An 18,287-nucleotide genomic window follows, 5' to 3' on the forward strand; every position below is an offset into this window, starting at 1 on the left:
CAGGTACCCCGAGTTGAACGCTCAGGACAGCCGGCTGGGTGTTCTGAGCGCTCAACATGGGTGTTCTGAACGTAGGACACGCGCGACACGGGCGTAGGACACGCGCGGTTGTCAGGGTCAGGCGAGGGAGTGGCGGACCTGGTACGGGGGGATCGAGTTGCCGACCAGGGCCAGGTCGTCGATCGTCTCCGGCTGGTAGCCGCACTCGGGCAGGCGCTCGACCATCAACGCGGTCGGGTCGGCCACCTCGTCTGCCCGCCCGAACAGGTACGCCCACTCGTGCTCGTCCGAGCCGTAGTAGGCGACCGTGCCGAACACCTCGTTGAACCGCTGCCACATGCGGGTCAGCGTGGTGTTGCGCCACATCGTCTGGCAGCCCGCCTGCGACACCACGACGCCACCCGGCGTGAGCAGCGCCTTGCACATGGCCAGGAACTCCTCGCCGTACAGGCGGTTGTGCTGCGCCTCCTCCTCGCGCTCGTCCGGCAGGTCCACCAGGACGATGTCGTAGCGCTCGGAGGTGGTGCGGATGTACTCGTAACCGTCGATGTACCGCACGCGGATCGGGCCCTCGCCCTTCTCCGCCAACGCCAGCTCGTCGAGCGTGTACCCGTACGGCAGGTGCTCGGCGCACAGCCGCACGGCCTGCGAGTCGATGTCGATGTGGTCGACCACCGAAGCGCCGGCCGCCACCGCCATCTGGCACACCACGCCCTCGGACGACCCGATGACCAGCACCCGGTCGACGCGGTCGGCCAGCAGCAGCGCCGGGACCATCAGCGCCTCGTGGTAGGTCAACTGGCTGAACTCGGTGCTCTGCCGGTCGTCGTCGCAGAACAGCGACAACCCCTGGGCGGTGCGGGCGATCACCAGGTGCTGGAACTCGGTCCGGGTGTCTACCACGACCTCCGACACGTCCCAGTGCCTGGTCATACCGGCCGCGAGCGGTTCGCGGATCAAGACGCCTTCTCCTCACCGACGAGCGCGGGGACGCGGTGGCCCCGGCTGATCATGTCCGTCCGTGCCGACACAGCCCCCAGCGCCTCGGCCAGCAACTGCACCGCGAGCGCGGGCTTGGCGCGCGTGCCGCAGGTGAACACGTCCACGAACACGGCACCGACTTCCGGGTACGTGTGGATGGACGCGTGCGACTCCGACAACAGGGCCAGCACGGTGACCCCTTGCGGCTCGAACTGCTTGGAGACCACCTCCAACACCGTGGCATCAGCCTGGGTGAGCGCCTCGCCGAGCGCGTGTCGCAGGAACTGCTCGTCATCCAGCAGTTCCGGGCTCACGCCTTCCAGCTCAGCGAGCACGTGCTGTCCTGCGAACAAGCCAACCGGCTCGGATTCGCACGGGAGTTCGGACATCAATCACTCCAAACATCTTCAGGAGGGGGTACTTCAGCGGACAGGCGGGGGCGTGCTCATCGCACGCAGTGGGTGGCCAGCGGCGGGAAGCCGTTGAACGCCACCGAGGAGTAGCTGGCCGTGTAGGCGCCCGCTCCGAGCAGGTCGACGTGGTCGCCCGCGCGCAGGTCCAGCGGCAGCTCGTAACACGTGTTCTGGTACAGCACGTCGTCCGCGTCGCACGTCGGACCGGCCAGCACGACCGGACCGACGGGCACCCCGTCCAACGGCACGCCGTCCCGGCTGGGCACCAGCGGGTAGGCGATGGCCTCGCCCTCGGTCTCGGCGAGGCCGCCGTAGCGGCCGATGTCGAGGAACACCCAACGGCGTTCGTCCGAATAGGACTTGCGTGACACCAGCACCACTTCCGACCGGATCACGCCCGACTCGGCCACGATAGCGCGTCCCGGCTCGATCATCACCTCGGGAGCGAAGCCGCCGAAGTGGCGGGCGATCGAGCCGGTGATGGCCGCGGCGTAGTCCGCCAGCGGCGGCGGCTGGGTCAGGTAGCCCGCGGGCAGGCCCCCGCCCAGGTTGACCGTGGTGGGCGACAGCCCCTCGGCGCGCAGCTTCCCGATGACGTCGGCGGCGTCGGCGATCGCGCCGTCCCAGCCGTTCGGGTCGAGCTGCTGCGACCCGGCGTGGAACGCCACGCCCAGCGGAACCAGCCCCAGCTCCGCGGCCAACCGCAGGAGATCCGTCGCCATTTCGGGTGAACAGCCGAACTTCTTGCCGAACGGGTAGGTGGAGCCCTTGCTGTTCACCAGGATCCGCAGCAGCACCGACGCGCCGGGGGCCTGCTCGGCCAGCGCGCGCACGTCCTGCTCGCTGTCGGACACGAAGAGTCGCACCCCGCGCCGGTGGGCGTAGGCGATGTCCCGCGCCTTCTTGATCGGGTTGCTGTAGGAGATGGCCTCGGGGGCCGCGCCGCGCTCCAGGCAGAGGTCGATCTCGGCGGGGCTCGCCACGTCGAAGCTCGACCCCTCGGCGGCCAGCAGGCCGACCACGTCGGGCGTCGGGTTCGCCTTCACCGCGTAGAAGATCCCCACCCGCGGCAGCGCCGCGCGGATCGCCGCGAACCGGTCCCGCACGGTCGGCAGGTCGATGACCAGGCAGGGCGTGTCCGGTTGGTCGTGGTCCAGGAAACGACGAATACGAGCCATTGCCTCATGTGGCCGTTGATCGGCAAAGCTCGTCGTCATCTCGCTAGGGGTCCCCCTCCGCAACCGTGTTCAGGCACGGTCTGACCGTGTTCGGGCACGGCCGTCCACTCTAGGTGGTGCGGGCAGAAAATGCGCTATCGGCGGGCGAACTTGTGACGCAACTCCACGACGGTGATGTCCGGCGCCGCGCCGACGCGCACCGGCGGACCCCAGAACCCGGCCCCGTTGCTGGTGTAGACCTGCGTGCCGTCGATCGTCTCCAGACCGCTGCGCACCGGCTGCTGCAACCCCACCGCGAGGTGGAACGGGAACATCTGCCCGCCGTGCGTGTGACCGGACAACTGCAGGTCCACGCCGTGCTTGGCGGCCTCGCGGACCTGCACCGGCTGGTGCGCCATCAGCACCACGGGCGTCGACGGGTCGCGGCCGTCCAGGGCGCGCTCGTAGTCCGGACCGTCCTGGAAGCCCTTGCCGGTGACGTCGTTGACGCCCGCGAGGTCGAACGTCGCGCCCGCCCGCTCGATCGCGAGGCGCTCGTTGCGCAGCGGGTTGACCCCGAGCCGCTCCAGCTCCGCCAGCCACGGCTCGGCGCCGGAGTAGTACTCGTGGTTGCCGGTGACGAAGAAGCTGCCGTGCGTGCTCACGAGGTCGCGCAGCGGAGCCGCCGCCTCGCCCAGCTCGTCCACCGTGCCGTCGACCAGGTCACCGACGATCGCCACCAGGTCGACCTGCTGGGCGTTGATCATCCGCACGATCCGCTCGGTGTGCGGGCGGCCGAGCAGCGGCCCGAGGTGGATGTCGCTCACCACCGCGATCCGGTAGCCGGACAGCCGCTGGTCGAGCTTGTCCAGCGTCACCGGCACCCGCTTGAGCACCGGGTCGCCCAACGCCTGCGTGGCGCCGAACGTGACGACGCCGGCCGTGGCCGCACCGCCCGCGACGGCGAGCGACCGGGCGATGAACAACCGGCGACCGGGGTCCACCGGGCGTCCGTCGAGCGGGCCCTCCTCCGGATCGGTCGGTCCGGGGGCGATCCCGGTGTCGCCCGTCCCCGCACCGACCGGCTCCTCGCCGCCCGCCCGCGCGCCGACCGCGACCGGGGCTTCACGCCTGCGCGCCGCCCGCAGCAGCACCAGCCGGGGGATCTCCAGCACGCCCAGGATCAACGAGAGGTAGAACGCGCCCGCCAGCCAGAGGAACCCCGGCCACGCCACCGCCGCGCCGAACCCCGACCCGCCGAGCCTGCCCACCGACAGCGCCGCCATCAGCAGCAGGTAGAGCAGGACCACGACCGCCGTGCCGACCCGACGCCCCCGGCCGGGCCGCGTCGTGGCCAGCACGGCCCTGCGCCAGATGTAGTAGTGGGCCGCGCCCATCACGACGGCGAACAGCACGAAGAACAACAAGGGGGACGCCTCCCGGTGGTGTTTCGTCCAGTTTCCACGAATCCCGGAACCGGCGTGCAACCCCCTGGCCGCCCACCGGCGTGATTACCACGTACTGCGGCAAGGGGGAGACGGATGAGTGATCGGGACACCGCGTTCGCGGAGTACTTCGCGGCGCGGTCCGAGGCCATGCGCGGCACGGCGTACCTGCTGTGCGGCGACTGGCACCGTGCCGAGGACCTGGTCCAGGCCACGTTCGCGAAGCTGTACGTGGCCTGGCGGCGGATCAACCGGCACGAGGCACTCGACGCCTACACCCGCCAGACGCTGGTCCGGACGTTCGTGTCCGAACTGCGCCGGGGCTGGTTCCGCAAGGAACGGGTGAGCGAGGCGACCGCCGACGTGGCGGCCGTCGGGCGCGGGTCCGTGGAGGACCGGGTGGTGCTGCTGGCGGCACTGGCCAAGGTCCCGCCGCGGCAACGCGCCGTGCTCGTGCTGCGGTACTGGGAGGACCTGTCGGTCGAGGAGACCGCCAGGGCGTTGAGCTGTTCCGAAGGAACGGTGAAGAGCCAGGCCGCGCGGGGGCTGCAGACGCTGCGCGGCCTGATCACCCCTCAGCAGGGAGAAAAGGTGCGATGAACGAGCACGAGCTGAAGAGCGCGTTGCAGGAAGTGATGGTGGCGAGCAGCCCGCCGCCACCCATGAGCACCCAGGCTGCGCTGGACGTCGCCCGACGTGCGCAGCGGCGCAGGAAGGCCACGTGGGGCGGCGCGGTCGCCGGTCTCGCGGTGGTGGCCGTCGCGTTCGGCGCCGTGCTGGTGCCGAAGCTGGCGGCCGGTGGCGCGGACGTGCGACCGGCCGGGCAGTCGTCGGAGCCGAGACCGACGATCACCCTCACCCCGCAGCGGTCCGGGTCGCCGTCGCAGGTCCTGGCCACGCCGCCGCCCGCCACGCCCGGCAGCGAGGTACCCGGGCCGAGCACGACGACGAAGGAGCAGTGGCCCGACGGGCAGGCCGACCGGACCGCGACCAGCGGACCCCGGGCCGACAAGGGCGCGAAGCTGCTCAACGACCTGGCGTCGTCGTTGCCGCCCGGCGTGAGGGCCGAGGACCGGACCAGGATCGGGCACGCCGACTACGGGCCGATGACCCTGCACCAGGCGCAGTTCGTCGACTACGCGGGCGACCTCCAGGTCTGGGACTACGAGGCGCGCACGCCGGTCGTGCTCCCCGGCGAACCCGGCGTCGGCGAGCTGTCCATCAGGGTCGAGACCAAGGGGAACACCAGGCTCGGTGACCTGGTCGGGTGCGAGGCGGCGGCCAGGTGGCCGTACCCGGTCGAGGGCGGCGACTGCCAGGTGGTGGACGTCGGGGGCAAGCAGGTCGGCGTCGTCACCGGGGCCACCCCGAACGGTGACGCCAACACGCTCGGCGCCGCGGCGTTCTACCGGCACCCGGACGGCACGATGGTGACCGTCGCGTACGCGGACGAGTACCTGGACTCCGGCCACCCGGCGCTGTCCCGGCCCGCGTTGACCGGTGCGCAGCTGGCGGCGATCGCCGTCGACCCGAAGTTCCACCTGGGCTGAACCACCGCCGGGGACGGGGAGGCCGGACGCGGTGGCGTCCGGCCTCTTCGGTGACCGGCTCACTCCGCCGCGGGTACTCCATCCGGGTGTTCGTGCAGGTACCGTGCTGTTTGCCATGCGGACGCTGCTCATCGACAACCACGACTCGTTCACCTTCAACCTCTTCCACTACCTGGCCGAGGTGAACGGGCGCGAGCCGGTCGTCATCACCCACGACGACCTGCGGTTCCGGCTGTCCGACCTGCGGCGGTTCGACAACGTGGTGATCTCGCCCGGACCGGGCAGGCCGCAGCGCGCCGCCGACCTCGGCCTGAGCCGGGCGGTGATCGAGCACGCCGAGGTCCCGCTGCTCGGCGTGTGCCTCGGCCACCAGGGGCTGTGCCTCGCGCACGGCGCCACCGTGGGGCTGGTCACGCCCCGGCACGGCGTGGTGGACCTGGTGCGGCACACCGGCGCCGACCTGTTCGCGGACCTGCCGTCCCCGCTGCCCGTGGTCCGGTACCACTCGCTGGCCGTGTCGGACCTGCCGCCGTCGCTGGAACCGATCGCGTGGACCGCCGCCGACGACGTGCTGATGGGCGTGCGGCACCGGTCGCGGCCCGCCTGGGGCGTGCAGTTCCACCCCGAGTCGGTGTGCACGTCGCACGGCCACCAGCTGCTGACCAACTTCCGCGACCTGACCGAGGCCGCGACCGACTCGCCGGCCGTCGAGCCGGTGCCGATATCGCCTGCATTGCCTGTATTGCCCGCATTGCACACGCCTCCTGACGCCGTGGCCGCCCGTGAGGTGCTGGTGCGGCGCGTGGACGTGCATCCGTCGCCGGAGGACGTGCACGCGGCCCTGTACGGCGCGTCCCGCGACGCGTTCTGGCTGGACAGCAGCCTCGTCGGCGGGCGGGGCCGGTTCTCCGTGATGGGCGACGCGTCCGGTCCGCTGGCGCGCGTGGCGACGTACGACGTGTCGACGGGCGAGGTGACGGTGGACGGGGTCGCGCACCCCGGGCCGTTCTTCGAGTGGCTGGAGGCCGACCTGGAGCGGTGGCGGGTGGCGGCGCCGGACGTGCCGTTCGAGTTCGCGCTGGGCTGGGTGGGCTACCTCGGGTACGAGCTGAAGGCCGAATGCGGCGGAGTGGCGGCGCACCGTTCGGAGCAACCGGACGCGGCATTCGTGTTCGCGGACCGGGCGCTGGTTTTCGACCACGTTTCCGGGTGCGTCTACCTGTTGGCGTTGACCGATGAGGACGGCTGGCTGGGCCGAACGGCCGATTTCCTGCGTGATTTCACCGCAGCGCCCGCGAACGCCCCCGCACCCGCTCCACGACCGGTCCGCGCCGGTTCCGTGCAGCCCCGGCACAGCCGTGCGCAGTACTTGAAGCTGGTCGCGGCCTGCCAGGAGGCCATCACGGCGGGCGAGAGCTACGAGGTGTGCCTGACGAACACGGTGGCGTGGCGCGGCCCGGTCGACCCGTGGGAGGCCTACCGGTTCCTGCGCGCGGAAAGCCCGGCGCCCTTCGGCGCGTTGCTCCGTTTCGGTGCGCTCTCCGTGCTCAGCACTTCACCCGAGCGGTTCATCCGGGTCGACCGACGGGGTGTCGTCGAATCCGAGCCAATCAAGGGCACGCGGCCCCGCGGCGCCACCCCCGCCGAGGACGAGGCTTTGCGCAGGGCCTTGGCCACCAGCGCGAAGGACCGCGCGGAGAACCTCATGATCGTGGACTTGGTCCGCAATGACGTGGGCCATTGCGCGGAAGTCGGTAGCGTCGGCGTGCCCAGGATGTTCGAGGTGGAGAGCTACGCGACAGTGCACCAGCTCGTCAGCACCGTTCAGGCCCGACTGCGTTCCGGTAGTTCCGCCGTGCGGGTGGTTAGGGCCGCGTTCCCCGGCGGGTCCATGACAGGTGCGCCCAAGATCCGGACAATGCAGATCATCGACGGGCTGGAAGCCGGGCCCCGGGGCGTCTACTCCGGAGCGCTCGGTTACTTCTCACTGTCCGGAACGGCCGACTTCAGCATCGTCATCAGGACGCTGGTGGTGGACCGGGACAAGGTGAGTTTCGGGGTCGGTGGCGCGGTCATCGCGCTGTCCGACCCTGCGGAGGAATTCGAGGAGACCGCGGTCAAGGCGACCGCCCTGCTCAGGCTGGCCGGAGTCGAGTTCCCGGAGCGTTCTTCGTCGCCGTGAGGCTCGCTGACCTGCGGTTTTCCCCTGCGGTAGGTCTGGTCCACCGCAGGGGAAAACGAGGCGACTCAGGAAGCGTGGGCTTCCTGGAACTGCACGACCAGGCCCTGGGGAATGCGGCCCCGGTCCGAGATCTGGTGGCCCTGCGCACGAGCCCAGTCCCGAATGGCCTGTGCCTGGGCCTTGTCACCAGCCTTTACCGTGCTCTTGCCGGTGCCCTTGCGCTGCTTGCGGCCACCTGCGCGGCGTGCCTTGGCAACGAAGTCGGCCAGGGACTCGCGGAGCTTGTCCGCATTGTCCTTGGAGAGGTCGATGGAGTACTCCACACCGTCCAGCGCGAAGGTCACGGTCTCGGCGGCTTCGCTGCCGTCGAGGTCGTCGATGAGTTGGACGACGGTCTGCTGTGCCACTGTTCCTCCGTGTGTGCTCGCATAGCGCGTGCTGCCCTCGACTAGTTCTGCGCCACACGCTTAGGTCGACACCATAGTGCACCAGAGGAATATCGCCTAACCTTTCGCAGCGAAAATGTGACTGATGCCCCCGGACGGGTCATTTCGCGACACAAACCGCACCGAGCCGAAATGGGAGGCCCGTCCGCCGTCACCCCGTGGTGCCCGTCACACCCGGTCGAGTGGCCTATCCTGGGGTCGGATACCCGCCCAGGGTAGGGAAGGTCGGGAGCGATGCTCGGTTACACGGCGGACAAGGACGCGTACCTCAAGCGATTGCGCCGCATCGAGGGGCAGGTCCGCGGCCTTCAGCGGATGGTGGAGAACGACGAGTACTGCATCGACGTGCTGACCCAGATCTCCGCCGCCACGAAGGCGTTGCAGGCGGTGTCCCTGGGTCTGCTGGACGAGCACCTGAAGCACTGCGTGGCCCAGGCGGTGGCCGAGGGGGGCGAGGTGGCGGACGAGAAGATCGCCGAAGCCTCCGCCGCGATCGGCCGCCTGGTCCGCTCCTGACCGACGGCGCCCGGCCGCCACCCCGCACGGCGGCCGGGCGACCTGATCGAGTACAGTGCTCCGCGCCGGCCCCCGTAGCCCAATCGGCAGAGGCAGCGGACTCAAAATCCGTCCAGTGTGCGTTCGAGTCGCACCGGGGGCACCGCGAGACAGCCCATTTCGGCCCCTGACCAGCCTGCACCCGGTCGGGGGCCGATCTTGTGCGGTTCGCGCGTTGCGCCGGGTGTCGGGGTGGGTGCGAGTCGCCGCGGATGAGTGCCGGGTGCGACACGGGCGCGAGTCGTCCGCAGTGGAACGTCGAGGCGCGATCAGGGCTCCGACCAGCGGGGCCGGTGACGGCGAGGGCCGGTGTCCTCAGTGGACGGATCGTTCACGGGCGGGCCGGTGGGGTGCGAGGCCGTCACGGTCGTCGCCGGGCCGCGGGAGCGGGGCGGCGGGTCGGGGTGCAGGGTTCGGGACGTCGACGGGACAGTGCGGCGTGGTTCGCCTGTGCCTCGCCGGGTGTTGCTCGACCATCGGGCCGACGTCCCCGGTCCTGCCGCGTCACACACCCCGCAGCGGGGGGTACTCCTGCTCGGGTGGTGGCGACAGCTTCTCGTTCAGTTCACGCGCTTGCTGGAGCTGGTCCTCCAGCGTCACGATGCGGCACGCGGCGTCCAGCCCGGTGCCCTGGTCGACGAGTTCCCTGACGCGCGCGGCGATGCGCAGCTGGTGGCGCGAGTAGCGGCGGTGGCCGCCCTGCGAGCGCTGGGGCTCGATCAGCTTCGCCTCGTCCAGGCTGCGCAGGAACCCCGGCGTGGTGCCGAGCATCTCCGCGGCCCTGCCCATCGTGTAGGCGGGGTAGTGGTCGTCGTCGAACTTGTCCGCCGCGACGCGCGGCTCGTCTCTTTCTGGGGGCACTGCACCTCCACGTCACGAGGGGCCCGGTGCCTGACGGCACCGGGCCCCTAGGGTTATGGGTTCACTTCCACCAACCGATCGCGAGATCGGCTCATCGTGTCCACGTCGTCCGCACGAGCTCCGGACAACGCGGGGATCGCTTGTACGTAACCGGAAACCACCACCCAATCCGATTGGAGTGCGGTACCCACCCGGAGGACTTCACTCCGAGGTAGGCGATCCGATGGCGTGCAACCCGTCCCTTCTCCTCTGATCTGAACCTTGCCCAGCGACTTACCAGTACTGCTCCGGCGGTCGGCACCGGGTCTCTTGCCCATCCCGGCTCACCTCATCGACCGCCTGCGGTCACCGCGCAAGAACCCCTTCCACTGATCGGCTCCTGCGCGCCTGACCGCTTCTGCTGCTACCGCAGGTGACTGTCGGCTCCCGGGCCTTGCGAACTGCTGTCGTGCGTATTGCGGTTGTGCTCCCGGTACTACTTGTGCCGACTGTCCTCAGCCTTCCGTCCGAGGGCCCCGATACCGCCGGGCCCGGCCAGAGGGCCGCCTAGCTCCCAACTCGCGGGTAGTTCGTCATCTCCCGCGCCGATAGGATTTTCTCTTCTCTTTGACAAGGAGAACAGTACACGCGCCGGGGCGCGAATGTCTACCCCGGTGATCATAGATTTGCTCGATCGGGTGGCCTAGCTACGTGACCTGCGGTGATGCCGCGAAACATCTCGCGGACGGGTCCGGCGGAGGGTCACGGGGGCCGTGTAGGTTGCGTAGTGAGTATTCACTACGTAGCTTGGAGGCATGACTGAGGACATAGCACGACGCCGGGCGCCGCGACAGAGCGCCGAAGAGCGGCGGGCGATGGTGGTGCAGGCGGCCATCCCCCTGCTGGTCGAGATCGGGCCCGCGGTGACGACGTTGCAGATCGCGCGGGCCGCGGGGATCAGCGAGCCCACCGTCTTCCGGGCGTTCAGCGACAAGAACGACGTGTTGGCGGCCTGCCTGGCCGAGGTCACCGATCCGCGGCACGTGGTGGGGGAGTTGGACGCCATCGAGCCGGACCTGCCGCTGCGGGAGCGCCTGGTGGCGGTGATCGAGGCCGTCCGCGCGCAGGCGGAACGGACCGGAGCGGTCGTGAACGCGGTGAGCCTGGCCGGTCCGAGCCGGCCGCGGCACCACGGGGAACTGCCCGAAGAGGAGCGGACGCGCCTGTCGGAGAGCCGGACCGCTTCCTACACGCGCTTGCACGCCGCGATCGCCGCGGTGCTCGAACCCGACGCGACCACGTTGCGCCTGCCGGTCGCGGTCGTGGCGACCACGGTGCTCGCGATCGTGATGGCGTTGGGCCGGGGCGGCGGCTGGGACACCGGGATGGCGAGCATCACCACGGACGGTCTGGTCGACCTCCTCCTGCACGGCATCACGGCGTAGCTCCGGCGCGCGCAGACCCCGAAGGGCCGGGCCGGGCTCGACGCCGCGTGGCGCCTGGTCCGGCGCGAGTGACGGAACGCACCTACCGATCCGGTCGGTGGACCGACCGGATCGGTAGGTCGATGCGTACCGTGAAGGGCATGGCACGAGCGCTCCGCCGGCAGGGCGAGGATCAGCTGCTCGACCGCGTGGCGGGGTTGTTCGCGCGGCACGGGTTCGACCACACCTCGCTCAAGGACCTGGCCGACGCGGTCGGGTTGTCGAAAGCCGGGCTGCTGCACCACTACCCGAGCAAGGAAGCCCTGTTCGAGGCCGCGCGGGAGGTTGGGCGCGCGCACAGCCGGGAACTCCTGGAGCAGGCCGCGCGGACCCCCGCCGGAGCGGCTCGGGACCGGCGGGCCGTGGAGCTGCTGGTCGACTTCGCCCTGGACCGCCCCGGGCTGATCGCGCTGGAGTCACGGGCGATCAGCACGTTGGGCGACGGGGACGGCGACCGCCTGGACGCCCTCTCGCAGCACGTCCTGGCGGTGTTCGGGGTCGAACCGGACGGTGACGACACCGAACGACTGGTGCGGGTCGTCGGGATGCTCAGCGCCCTGGCCGTGCTCAGCCTCGCCGCCAACCACGCGGGCGACCGGACCGGCTGGCGGCCGCACATCATCGCGACCTGCCTCGACGCGCTGGGTCACCGCGCACTTCCCGAATAACCCACCCCACGCAAAGGCCTGATCCCATGGCACGTCTGCTCTACCGCCTCGGCTTCGGCGCCCACCGGCGTCGCCTGCTCGTCGTCCTGCTGTGGCTGCTGGTGCTCGGCGGCACGGGGGTCGGCGCGAGCACCCTGGCCGGGACGACCTCGGGCTCGTTCTCCATCCCGGGCCAGGAGTCGACCACCGCCCTGGACAAGATCGACGAGCAGTTCGGCGCCGGTGGCGGTGCGACCGCCCGGGTGGTCGCGCAGGCTCCGGACGGTCAGAAGCTGACGTCGTCGGAGAACGCGCCGAAGCTCGCCGCGCTGGTCCGGCAGCTGTCCGGCCTGCCCGGCGTGGTCTCGGCCAGCAACCCGCTCGACCCGCAGGCCCCGACCGTGAACGCCGACCAGGACGTCGCCTACAGCACGGTCACCTACGAGGCCGCGGTCGGTGACGTCACCGAGGCGGAGCGCACCGCGCTGCTCGACGCCGCGCGGAACGCGAGCGGCCTGACCGTCGAGGTCACCGGTGAGGCCACGCAGGCCCCGCCGCACGTGGGCGGCCCGGCCGAGGTCATCGGCGTGGTCATCGCGCTGCTCGTGCTCGCCATCACCTACGGCTCGCTCGTGCTGGCCGGCATGAACCTGCTGACCGCCTCGGTCGGCGTGGGCATCGGCGCGCTCGGCGTCACGATCGCCACCGGCTTCATGGACCTCCAGTCCACGACGCCGATCCTGGCCGCGATGCTCGGCTTGGCCGTCGGCATCGACTACGCCCTGTTCATCATCAACCGCTACCGGCAGGAGCTGCGCCGCGGCCGGGACGTGGGCGACGCCATCGGCACCGCCGTGGGCACCGCGGGCTCCGCGGTCGTGACCGCCGGCCTGACCGTGGTCATCGCGCTGGCGGGCCTGGCCGTCGTCGGCATCCCGTTCCTCACCCAGATGGGTGTCGCCGCCGCGTTGACGATCGTAGTCGCGGTGCTCGTCGCGGTCACGCTGGTGCCCGCCGTGCTCGGCTACCTCGGCCGCCGCGTGCTGCCCCGCAAGCAGCGCACCGCGCCGCCGCGCACCGACGTGCCGGCGGACGACGCCGAGTCGCACGGGCGCGGCTTCTTCCGCGGCTGGATCGGCGCCGTCACCCGCAACCGGGTCGCGGCGCTGCTGCTGGCGGTCGTGGGCCTGGGCGCGGTCGCCGTGCCGGTCCTGTCGATGGAGACCACGCTGGTCGCCGCCCCGGCCACCGACTCCAGCCAGGCCCGCGCGGAGCGGATGCTGGCCGACGGCTTCGGTGAGGGCTTCAACGGCCCGCTCGTGGTGCTGTTCGAGGGCGACGACGCGGTCGCGGCCGCCACCGCCGCCCTGCCGACCATCGACGGCGCGGACGACGTCGCGCTCGTCATCCCGCCCAGGCCGAACGGCGACGGCAAAGCCGCCCTGGTCACCGTCATCCCCGAGTCCGGTCCGGCCACGCAGGCCACCGAGGACCTCGTCACCGACCTGCGCGAGCGGCTGGCCGACGTGGACGGCGCCACCGCCTACGTCACCGGCGCCACCGCCGTGAGCGTCGACGTGGCCGTCGCGCTGGACGAGGCCATGCCGGTCTACCTGGCGCTGGTCGTCGGCCTCGCGCTGGTGCTGCTGGTCCTGGTGTTCCGGTCGATCCTGGTGCCGCTGGTGGGCGTGCTGGGCTTCCTGCTCACCATCGGCGCGTCCCTCGGCGCGACGGTCGCGGTGTTCCAGTGGGGCTGGCTCGGGGACGCGGTCAACCTCGACGCCACCGGCCCGCTGCTGAGCCTCACGCCGATCCTGATGATCGGCATCCTGTTCGGGCTCGCGATGGACTACCAGATCTTCCTGGTGTCCCGGATGCACGAGGCGCACCACCACGGCAAGTCGCCGCTCGACGCGATCGGCACCGGCTTCCGCCAGGCCGCGCCCGTGGTCGTGGCCGCCGCGCTGATCATGTTCTCGGTGTTCGCGGGCTTCGTGCCCAAGGGCGAGGGCCCGATGAAGTCCATCGCGTTCGCCCTCGCGATCGGCATCCTGTTCGACGCGTTCGTGGTCCGCATGGTCCTCGTGCCCGCCGCGCTGGCCCTGCTGGGCGAGAAGGCCTGGTGGCTGCCGAAGTGGCTGCGCCGCCTGCCCACCCTGGACGTCGAGGGCGCCGGGCTGGAGGAGGACCGGGACCGCGAGGCCCTGGTCGACGCCGGCCGCTGACCCCGTGACCGGTCCGGTGCCGCACCGTCGGCGCCGGACCGGCGGGGACTACACCGCCTTCGCCAGCCACTCGTCGAACGTGGTCGGCGCGATGCGGGCGTCCTCGTCCGGCAGCAGCGCGTTCCCGGCCATCTCCGGGCCGAACATCCCCGACCACGTCGGCACGAGCCGCACGTCGCGGCCCTGCGCTTGGAGCGTGCGCCGGGCCATGTCGACCAGGTCCTGCGTCTCCGGACCGGCGAGGTGGGGGTGGCGGCCCAGGGGTTCGCCGGTCGCGACCTCCGCGAGGACGTCGGCCACGTCCTGCGGCGCGATCGGCTGCACGAGCAGCGGCGCGATGGTCGAGACGCCGTCCCGCTCCGCCCAGCCGGCCACCATGCCCGCGAAGTCGTGGAACTGCGTGGCCGGGACGATCGTCCACGGCACGGGACCGGCGGCGACCAGGCGTTCCTGCTCGCGCTTGCCCGCGTAGTGCGCGTTGCCCTCGACGCGGTCGATGCCGACGATCGACAGCAGCACGTGGTGCCGGACGCCGGCCCGCTGCTCGGCGGCGAGCAGGTTCGAGGTCATCCCGCCGAAGAGTGCGACGGCCCCGGCCGGGTCGGACGGGTTCGCGCTCACGGCGTCGACCACCGCGTCCACGCCGGTCAGGGCCTCCTCGAGCCCTTCGCCGGTGACGAGGTCCACGCCGTCCCGGCGGCTGATGCGCACGACCTCGTGCCCGGCCCGCTCCAGGCCGGCGACGGTGAGGGAGCCGATGTTGCCGGTGGCCCCGGCGACTGCGATCCGCATGACGATCCTTCCGCTCTGTGCTCAGGTGCTGCGCCCAACCTATCTCGGAGTAAATAGATCCGCAATGTCTTGGATAGACTGGTCGGGTGAAGCTGCCTGTGAGCACGGAGTGGGTACTGCACTGCGCGACGACCCTCGCGCAGCTCGAACCCGGCGCCACGGCGTCGGCGGCCCAGCTCGCGGCGTACTACGACCTGCCCGCGCCGTACCTGGCCAAGCAGCTGCAAGCGCTGGTCAAGGCCGGTGTGCTCGCCGCGACGACCGGTCCGCGCGGCGGGTTCCGGCTCGCCCGCCCGGCGTCGGAGATCACGTTGTTGCAGGTCGTCGAGGCGGTCGACGGCGCGTCGTCGCCCTACGAGTGCCAGGAGATCCGGCAGCGGGGCCGGGGCGCGCTGCCCGCCGAGGACTGCCGGGAGACGTGCCCGCTCGCCGCGAAGATGTCCGACGCGCACGACGCCTGGCGGCGCAGCCTCGCCGCGGACTCGCTCGCGGACATCGTCGCCGGCCTGCCGCCCACGGCACCCGCCCGCACCCGGTCGCTGATCGCGGCCACCGGGTCCGCGCCCCGCCGCACGCCCTGACCGACGAGCGACACCCCCGGACGCCGTCCGCGCGACCGGATTCCGCCGAACGCCTGTGCGGCCACCCCGCCTCCGGTATACGTGTCCCCCATGAGTGGGTTCGGGGCGGTGCCCGAGGAGTTGCGGCGGGCGGCCGGGAAGATCGTCGACGCCGGTGACCGGACCTCCGGCCTGGTCTGGTGCGGCCCGAGCGGGGAGTACGGGCACGCCGGGGTGGCCGGTGCGTGGGAGCTGTTCATCGAGGAGATGAAGGCGTACGTGGAACGGTTGCGGCAGCAGGCCGACGAGCACGCCGTCGGGTTGCACGCGGTCGCTTCGTCCTATGTGGACGTCGACGGTGAGGGTGCGGACGCGTTCGGCGGGCTCGGGGTCGCGGTGGGCCGCCACGACATCTCCCGGCGGCTGGTCACGGAGACCACGCCGTTGAAGCCGGTCGACGGGGCGGTGTCCTGATGGCCGCGCGGCTCGGTGAGACCGACGACCCCAAGGCGCTCGTCCCCGGCGAACCCGAGCTGATCACCGGCGACCTGCGGCAGCTCGTGACGACGTTGCGCGCGGTCGTGGCCGTCGGCGCGGACCTCGGCCGGGTCGACGCCGGTGGCTGGAGCGGCGGCGCGAGCGACGCGTTCCGGTCGGCCTTCGACGCCGAACCGCCCCGCTGGCTGCGCGCCGGCGAGGACCTGGGCGCGGGCGGGCAGCTGTTGGCCGACTACGGCGACGCGCTCGTCAACAGCCAGCGCGAGGCGCAACGCGCGATCGAGCTGTACCTCCAGGCCCAGGCCGCGACCCGGCTCGCCGCCGCCGAGCACGACGCAATGGTCCTCTCCGGCACGCCGACCGCCCCGTTCCAGAACCCGGGCCGGTCCGGTGCGGCCGAGGCGCAGAAGGTGCTGGGCGACGCGCGCAGCGGCCTCGCGGGCATCGGTGACGTGGTCGCCAAGGCGCTCGGCTGGGAGTCGGACGGCAAGGGCGGCTACAAGAAGTCCTTCGGCAAGAAGAAGTTCGGCGCGGCCTACCGCGAGACCGACGAGGACGGCGAGGACACCGGCGGCTGGCAGTACGGGGTGGACGGTCGGTCCTACGAGCGCAAGTCCGGCAGCGAGTCCAAGCGCCTGCTCACCGAAGCCCTCGGTGAGGTGGCCGAGAAGCTCGGCATCGACCTGCACGAGCGCGACTGGGCGAAGAACGGGCACGTCGACGTCGAGCACGGCGAGAAGGACGGCGACTTCCACGCGGGCCCGCTGACCGGCCACGGCCGGGTCGGCGGCTCGGTGCTCGGAGCGGAGGCGGGCGCCACCGCGACCGCGAGCTACGCGGGCGTGACGGTCGGCGCGCACGCCGGCGCGTACCTGGCGAGCGGCCACGCCGAGGGCGAGGTCAAGCTCGGGCAGCACGTCGGCGTGTCCGGCAGCGCGGACGGCACGATCGGCGTCGCCGGCGAGGTGAAGGGCACCATCGGACCGCTCGGCGCCAAGGGCAGGGCCGAGGCGTTCGCCGGCGCCAAGGTGTCCGGCGAGGCGGGCGCCGAGGTCGCGGGCATCGGCGCGGGCGTGAACGGCGAGGCGTGGGCCGGCATCGGCGCCCAGGCGAGCGGCCAGTTCGGCCTGGGCGAGGACGGCAAGTTCCACGTCGGCGGGTCGGTGGGCGCCGCGTTCGGCGTGGGTGGCAAGGTCGGGTTCGACGTCACCGTCGACCCGGTCGAGGTCGTGGAGACGGTGGTCGACGTCGCGGACGACGTGGGCGAGATCGCGCAGGACGTCGGCCGCGGTGTCGGCCACGCCGCCGAGAACGCCGGCCGGGCGATCGGCCGGTTGTTCGGGCGCTGACCGGCCTGCCGGACGTCCGGCACCCGACCGACCTGTCGGTTGCGCGGATGACGACCGACGCGCGCACGACCGCGTGACCTTCCAGGAGGAGAGCAGGGCATGGCCACCACCCTTCCGGTGCCGATCGAGTTCTCGCTGCCCGACGGGTGGCTCTCGGCGCCGCCCGACGAGGTCGGGGCGCCGCAGGCGGCGTTCGTCGCGCTGCACCCCGGCGGTAGCTCCGGGTTCACCGCGAACGTGACCATCAGCGGCGAGGTCCGCACCGACGACGTGACGCTGGAGCGGCTCGCCGACCAGGCCGCGGCCCGGCTGGAGCGCGGCGTCGGCTCGGTGGAGGTCGGGCGGCGCAACGAGCTGGAGTCCGCCTACACGCAGGTCGTGCGGATGACCGCGCCGATCGGCGGCCGCCCGGTGGACCTGGTGCAGTTGCAGGTCTTCCTGGCCATGCCGGACGTGCGCGACGAGCGCCGGCGGGCGGTGCTGGAGATCGTGCTGAGCGCGACGCCCGAGCAGTTCGAAGACCTGGTGGGCGACTTCCAGGCGTTCCTGAAGACGATCCGACCGGACGGGGGAGCGGCCCGGTGACCGAGTCCGCGGACATCCTGCTGCGCCGCATCGAGGCGCTAGACACCGCCGCGGCCGACAACCGGTTGCGCGCGGAGTCCTACCGGCGCATGGCCGAGGGGCTCCGGGACGTGGTGGGCACGGCGACGTCCGACGACGGCGTGGTGACCGTGGTCGCCGGCTCGGACGGCGCGGTCAAGTCGATCACGTTCGGCCAGGCCGTGCGCACGACGGACCCGGCGGTGCTGTCGTCCACGGCGTTGCGCACCATCGCGCTGGCCCGCGCGGACGCGGCCCGCAAGCAGGCCGAGGTGGTCCGCTCGGCGCTGGGCGACACGGCGCTGCTGGACCGGGTGCTGGCCGAGGACCGGCGGGTGTTCGGTGACGAGCCGCCGCAGGAGACCACCCGGGTCACCGCCCCGCCGCGGATCGTGCGGCGCGTCGTGCCGGTGGAGGAGGACGAGCCGGACACGGCCTACCGCAGCCGCGACGCCTGGTGACCCCGGGATGCTCCTATAGAAGTCAAGCGGCGGTGGCTGGGTTTGTGGGTTGGGTGGCGTGGTGGGGGTTTGTGCTGGTCAGTGCGCGATAGACCTCGC

At 71.7% G+C, this 18,287-nt stretch carries 19 protein-coding genes and 1 tRNA gene; 13 read left to right on the forward strand and 7 right to left on the reverse strand.

Going from position 1 to position 18,287, the window contains the following annotated elements:
- Positions 1-117: 117 nt before the first annotated feature.
- From AB0G02_RS12995 to AB0G02_RS13010, 4 genes are all read right to left on the reverse strand, one after another.
- Positions 118-960 (reverse strand): spermidine synthase, encoded by an 843-nt coding sequence (locus tag AB0G02_RS12995; protein ID WP_360793221.1) that lies wholly within the window; start codon positions 958-960, stop codon positions 118-120.
- The gene (gene speD, locus AB0G02_RS13000) at positions 957-1,370 is read right to left on the reverse strand and encodes an adenosylmethionine decarboxylase (protein WP_233813098.1); all 414 of its coding nucleotides are present in this window, start codon (positions 1,368-1,370) and stop codon (positions 957-959) included. The genes AB0G02_RS12995 and speD overlap by 4 nt, the downstream gene beginning before the upstream one ends.
- Before the next feature lie 56 nt (positions 1,371-1,426).
- A complete protein-coding gene (locus AB0G02_RS13005) occupies positions 1,427-2,611 on the reverse strand; it encodes a type III PLP-dependent enzyme (protein ID WP_360793224.1) in 1,185 nt (394 codons plus the stop codon).
- A 95-nt stretch (positions 2,612-2,706) separates the two neighbouring features.
- A complete protein-coding gene (locus AB0G02_RS13010) occupies positions 2,707-3,978 on the reverse strand; it encodes a metallophosphoesterase (RefSeq protein WP_360793226.1) in 1,272 nt (423 codons plus the stop codon).
- A gap of 114 nt (positions 3,979-4,092) precedes the next feature.
- On the opposite strand from AB0G02_RS13010, the gene AB0G02_RS13015 reads away from it, so the two are divergent.
- The 3 genes from AB0G02_RS13015 (at position 4,093) to pabB (ending at position 7,728) form a co-directional block, all read left to right on the forward strand.
- Positions 4,093-4,596, forward strand: coding sequence for a SigE family RNA polymerase sigma factor (locus AB0G02_RS13015; protein WP_360793228.1), 504 nt, complete (start codon positions 4,093-4,095; stop codon positions 4,594-4,596).
- Positions 4,593-5,546: a hypothetical protein gene (locus tag AB0G02_RS13020; protein WP_360793230.1), complete on the forward strand. Its 954-nt coding sequence runs from the start codon at positions 4,593-4,595 to the stop codon at positions 5,544-5,546. The genes AB0G02_RS13015 and AB0G02_RS13020 overlap by 4 nt, the downstream gene beginning before the upstream one ends.
- 115 nt (positions 5,547-5,661) lie before the next feature.
- Positions 5,662-7,728 carry an aminodeoxychorismate synthase component I gene (gene pabB / locus AB0G02_RS13025; protein WP_360793232.1) on the forward strand — a complete coding sequence of 689 codons (2,067 nt, stop codon included), beginning with the start codon at positions 5,662-5,664 and terminating at the stop codon, positions 7,726-7,728.
- A gap of 65 nt (positions 7,729-7,793) precedes the next feature.
- Here the strand turns inward: pabB and AB0G02_RS13030 are convergent, their stop codons facing one another.
- Positions 7,794-8,135 (reverse strand): Lsr2 family protein, encoded by a 342-nt coding sequence (locus AB0G02_RS13030; RefSeq protein ID WP_015104119.1) that lies wholly within the window; start codon positions 8,133-8,135, stop codon positions 7,794-7,796.
- A 273-nt stretch (positions 8,136-8,408) separates the two neighbouring features.
- Between AB0G02_RS13030 and AB0G02_RS13035 the strand changes: the two genes are divergently transcribed.
- A complete protein-coding gene (locus tag AB0G02_RS13035) occupies positions 8,409-8,690 on the forward strand; it encodes a metal-sensitive transcriptional regulator (protein WP_360793234.1) in 282 nt (93 codons plus the stop codon).
- 68 nt (positions 8,691-8,758) lie between these two features.
- A tRNA-Leu gene (locus AB0G02_RS13040) sits at positions 8,759-8,832 on the forward strand.
- Positions 8,833-9,233: 401 nt separating this feature from the next.
- Here the strand turns inward: AB0G02_RS13040 and AB0G02_RS13045 are convergent.
- Positions 9,234-9,590: a MerR family transcriptional regulator gene (locus AB0G02_RS13045; RefSeq protein ID WP_360793236.1), complete on the reverse strand. Its 357-nt coding sequence runs from the start codon at positions 9,588-9,590 to the stop codon at positions 9,234-9,236.
- Positions 9,591-10,384: 794 nt separating this feature from the next.
- On the opposite strand from AB0G02_RS13045, the gene AB0G02_RS13050 reads away from it, so the two are divergent.
- From AB0G02_RS13050 to AB0G02_RS13060, 3 genes are all read left to right on the forward strand, one after another.
- On the forward strand, positions 10,385-11,014 hold the full coding sequence (locus AB0G02_RS13050; RefSeq protein WP_360793238.1) for a TetR/AcrR family transcriptional regulator: 630 nt from the start codon (positions 10,385-10,387) through the stop codon (positions 11,012-11,014).
- Between the two features lie 140 nt (positions 11,015-11,154).
- Entirely contained in the window at positions 11,155-11,721 is a 567-nt protein-coding gene (locus tag AB0G02_RS13055; protein WP_360793240.1) for a helix-turn-helix domain-containing protein, read from the forward strand.
- A gap of 26 nt (positions 11,722-11,747) precedes the next feature.
- Entirely contained in the window at positions 11,748-13,925 is a 2,178-nt protein-coding gene (locus AB0G02_RS13060) for an MMPL family transporter (protein WP_360793241.1), read from the forward strand.
- A 48-nt stretch (positions 13,926-13,973) separates the two neighbouring features.
- Here the strand turns inward: AB0G02_RS13060 and AB0G02_RS13065 are convergent, their stop codons facing one another.
- Positions 13,974-14,717: an SDR family oxidoreductase gene (locus tag AB0G02_RS13065; protein ID WP_360793243.1), complete on the reverse strand. Its 744-nt coding sequence runs from the start codon at positions 14,715-14,717 to the stop codon at positions 13,974-13,976.
- Positions 14,718-14,803: 86 nt separating this feature from the next.
- Between AB0G02_RS13065 and AB0G02_RS13070 the strand changes: the two genes are divergently transcribed.
- The 5 genes from AB0G02_RS13070 to AB0G02_RS13090 all read left to right on the forward strand — a co-directional run bounded on the left by AB0G02_RS13070 (position 14,804) and on the right by AB0G02_RS13090 (position 18,188).
- Positions 14,804-15,298: an Rrf2 family transcriptional regulator gene (locus AB0G02_RS13070; RefSeq protein ID WP_360793245.1), complete on the forward strand. Its 495-nt coding sequence runs from the start codon at positions 14,804-14,806 to the stop codon at positions 15,296-15,298.
- A 90-nt stretch (positions 15,299-15,388) separates the two neighbouring features.
- Positions 15,389-15,751 (forward strand): hypothetical protein, encoded by a 363-nt coding sequence (locus AB0G02_RS13075; RefSeq protein ID WP_360793247.1) that lies wholly within the window; start codon positions 15,389-15,391, stop codon positions 15,749-15,751.
- Complete coding sequence (locus AB0G02_RS13080; RefSeq protein ID WP_360793249.1) at positions 15,751-17,124, forward strand: putative T7SS-secreted protein; 1,374 nt, start codon at positions 15,751-15,753, stop codon at positions 17,122-17,124. Before AB0G02_RS13075 ends, AB0G02_RS13080 begins: the two co-directional genes overlap by 1 nt.
- A gap of 99 nt (positions 17,125-17,223) precedes the next feature.
- A complete protein-coding gene (locus tag AB0G02_RS13085; protein ID WP_360793251.1) occupies positions 17,224-17,709 on the forward strand; it encodes a hypothetical protein in 486 nt (161 codons plus the stop codon).
- On the forward strand, positions 17,706-18,188 hold the full coding sequence (locus AB0G02_RS13090) for a YbaB/EbfC family nucleoid-associated protein (protein ID WP_360793253.1): 483 nt from the start codon (positions 17,706-17,708) through the stop codon (positions 18,186-18,188). The genes AB0G02_RS13085 and AB0G02_RS13090 overlap by 4 nt, the downstream gene beginning before the upstream one ends.
- Positions 18,189-18,287 lie beyond the last annotated feature (99 nt).

Origin of the sequence: Actinosynnema sp. NPDC023658, from assembly GCF_040639995.1 — a bacterium.
In the GTDB taxonomy this organism is placed as follows: Bacteria; Actinomycetota; Actinomycetes; order Mycobacteriales; family Pseudonocardiaceae; genus Actinosynnema.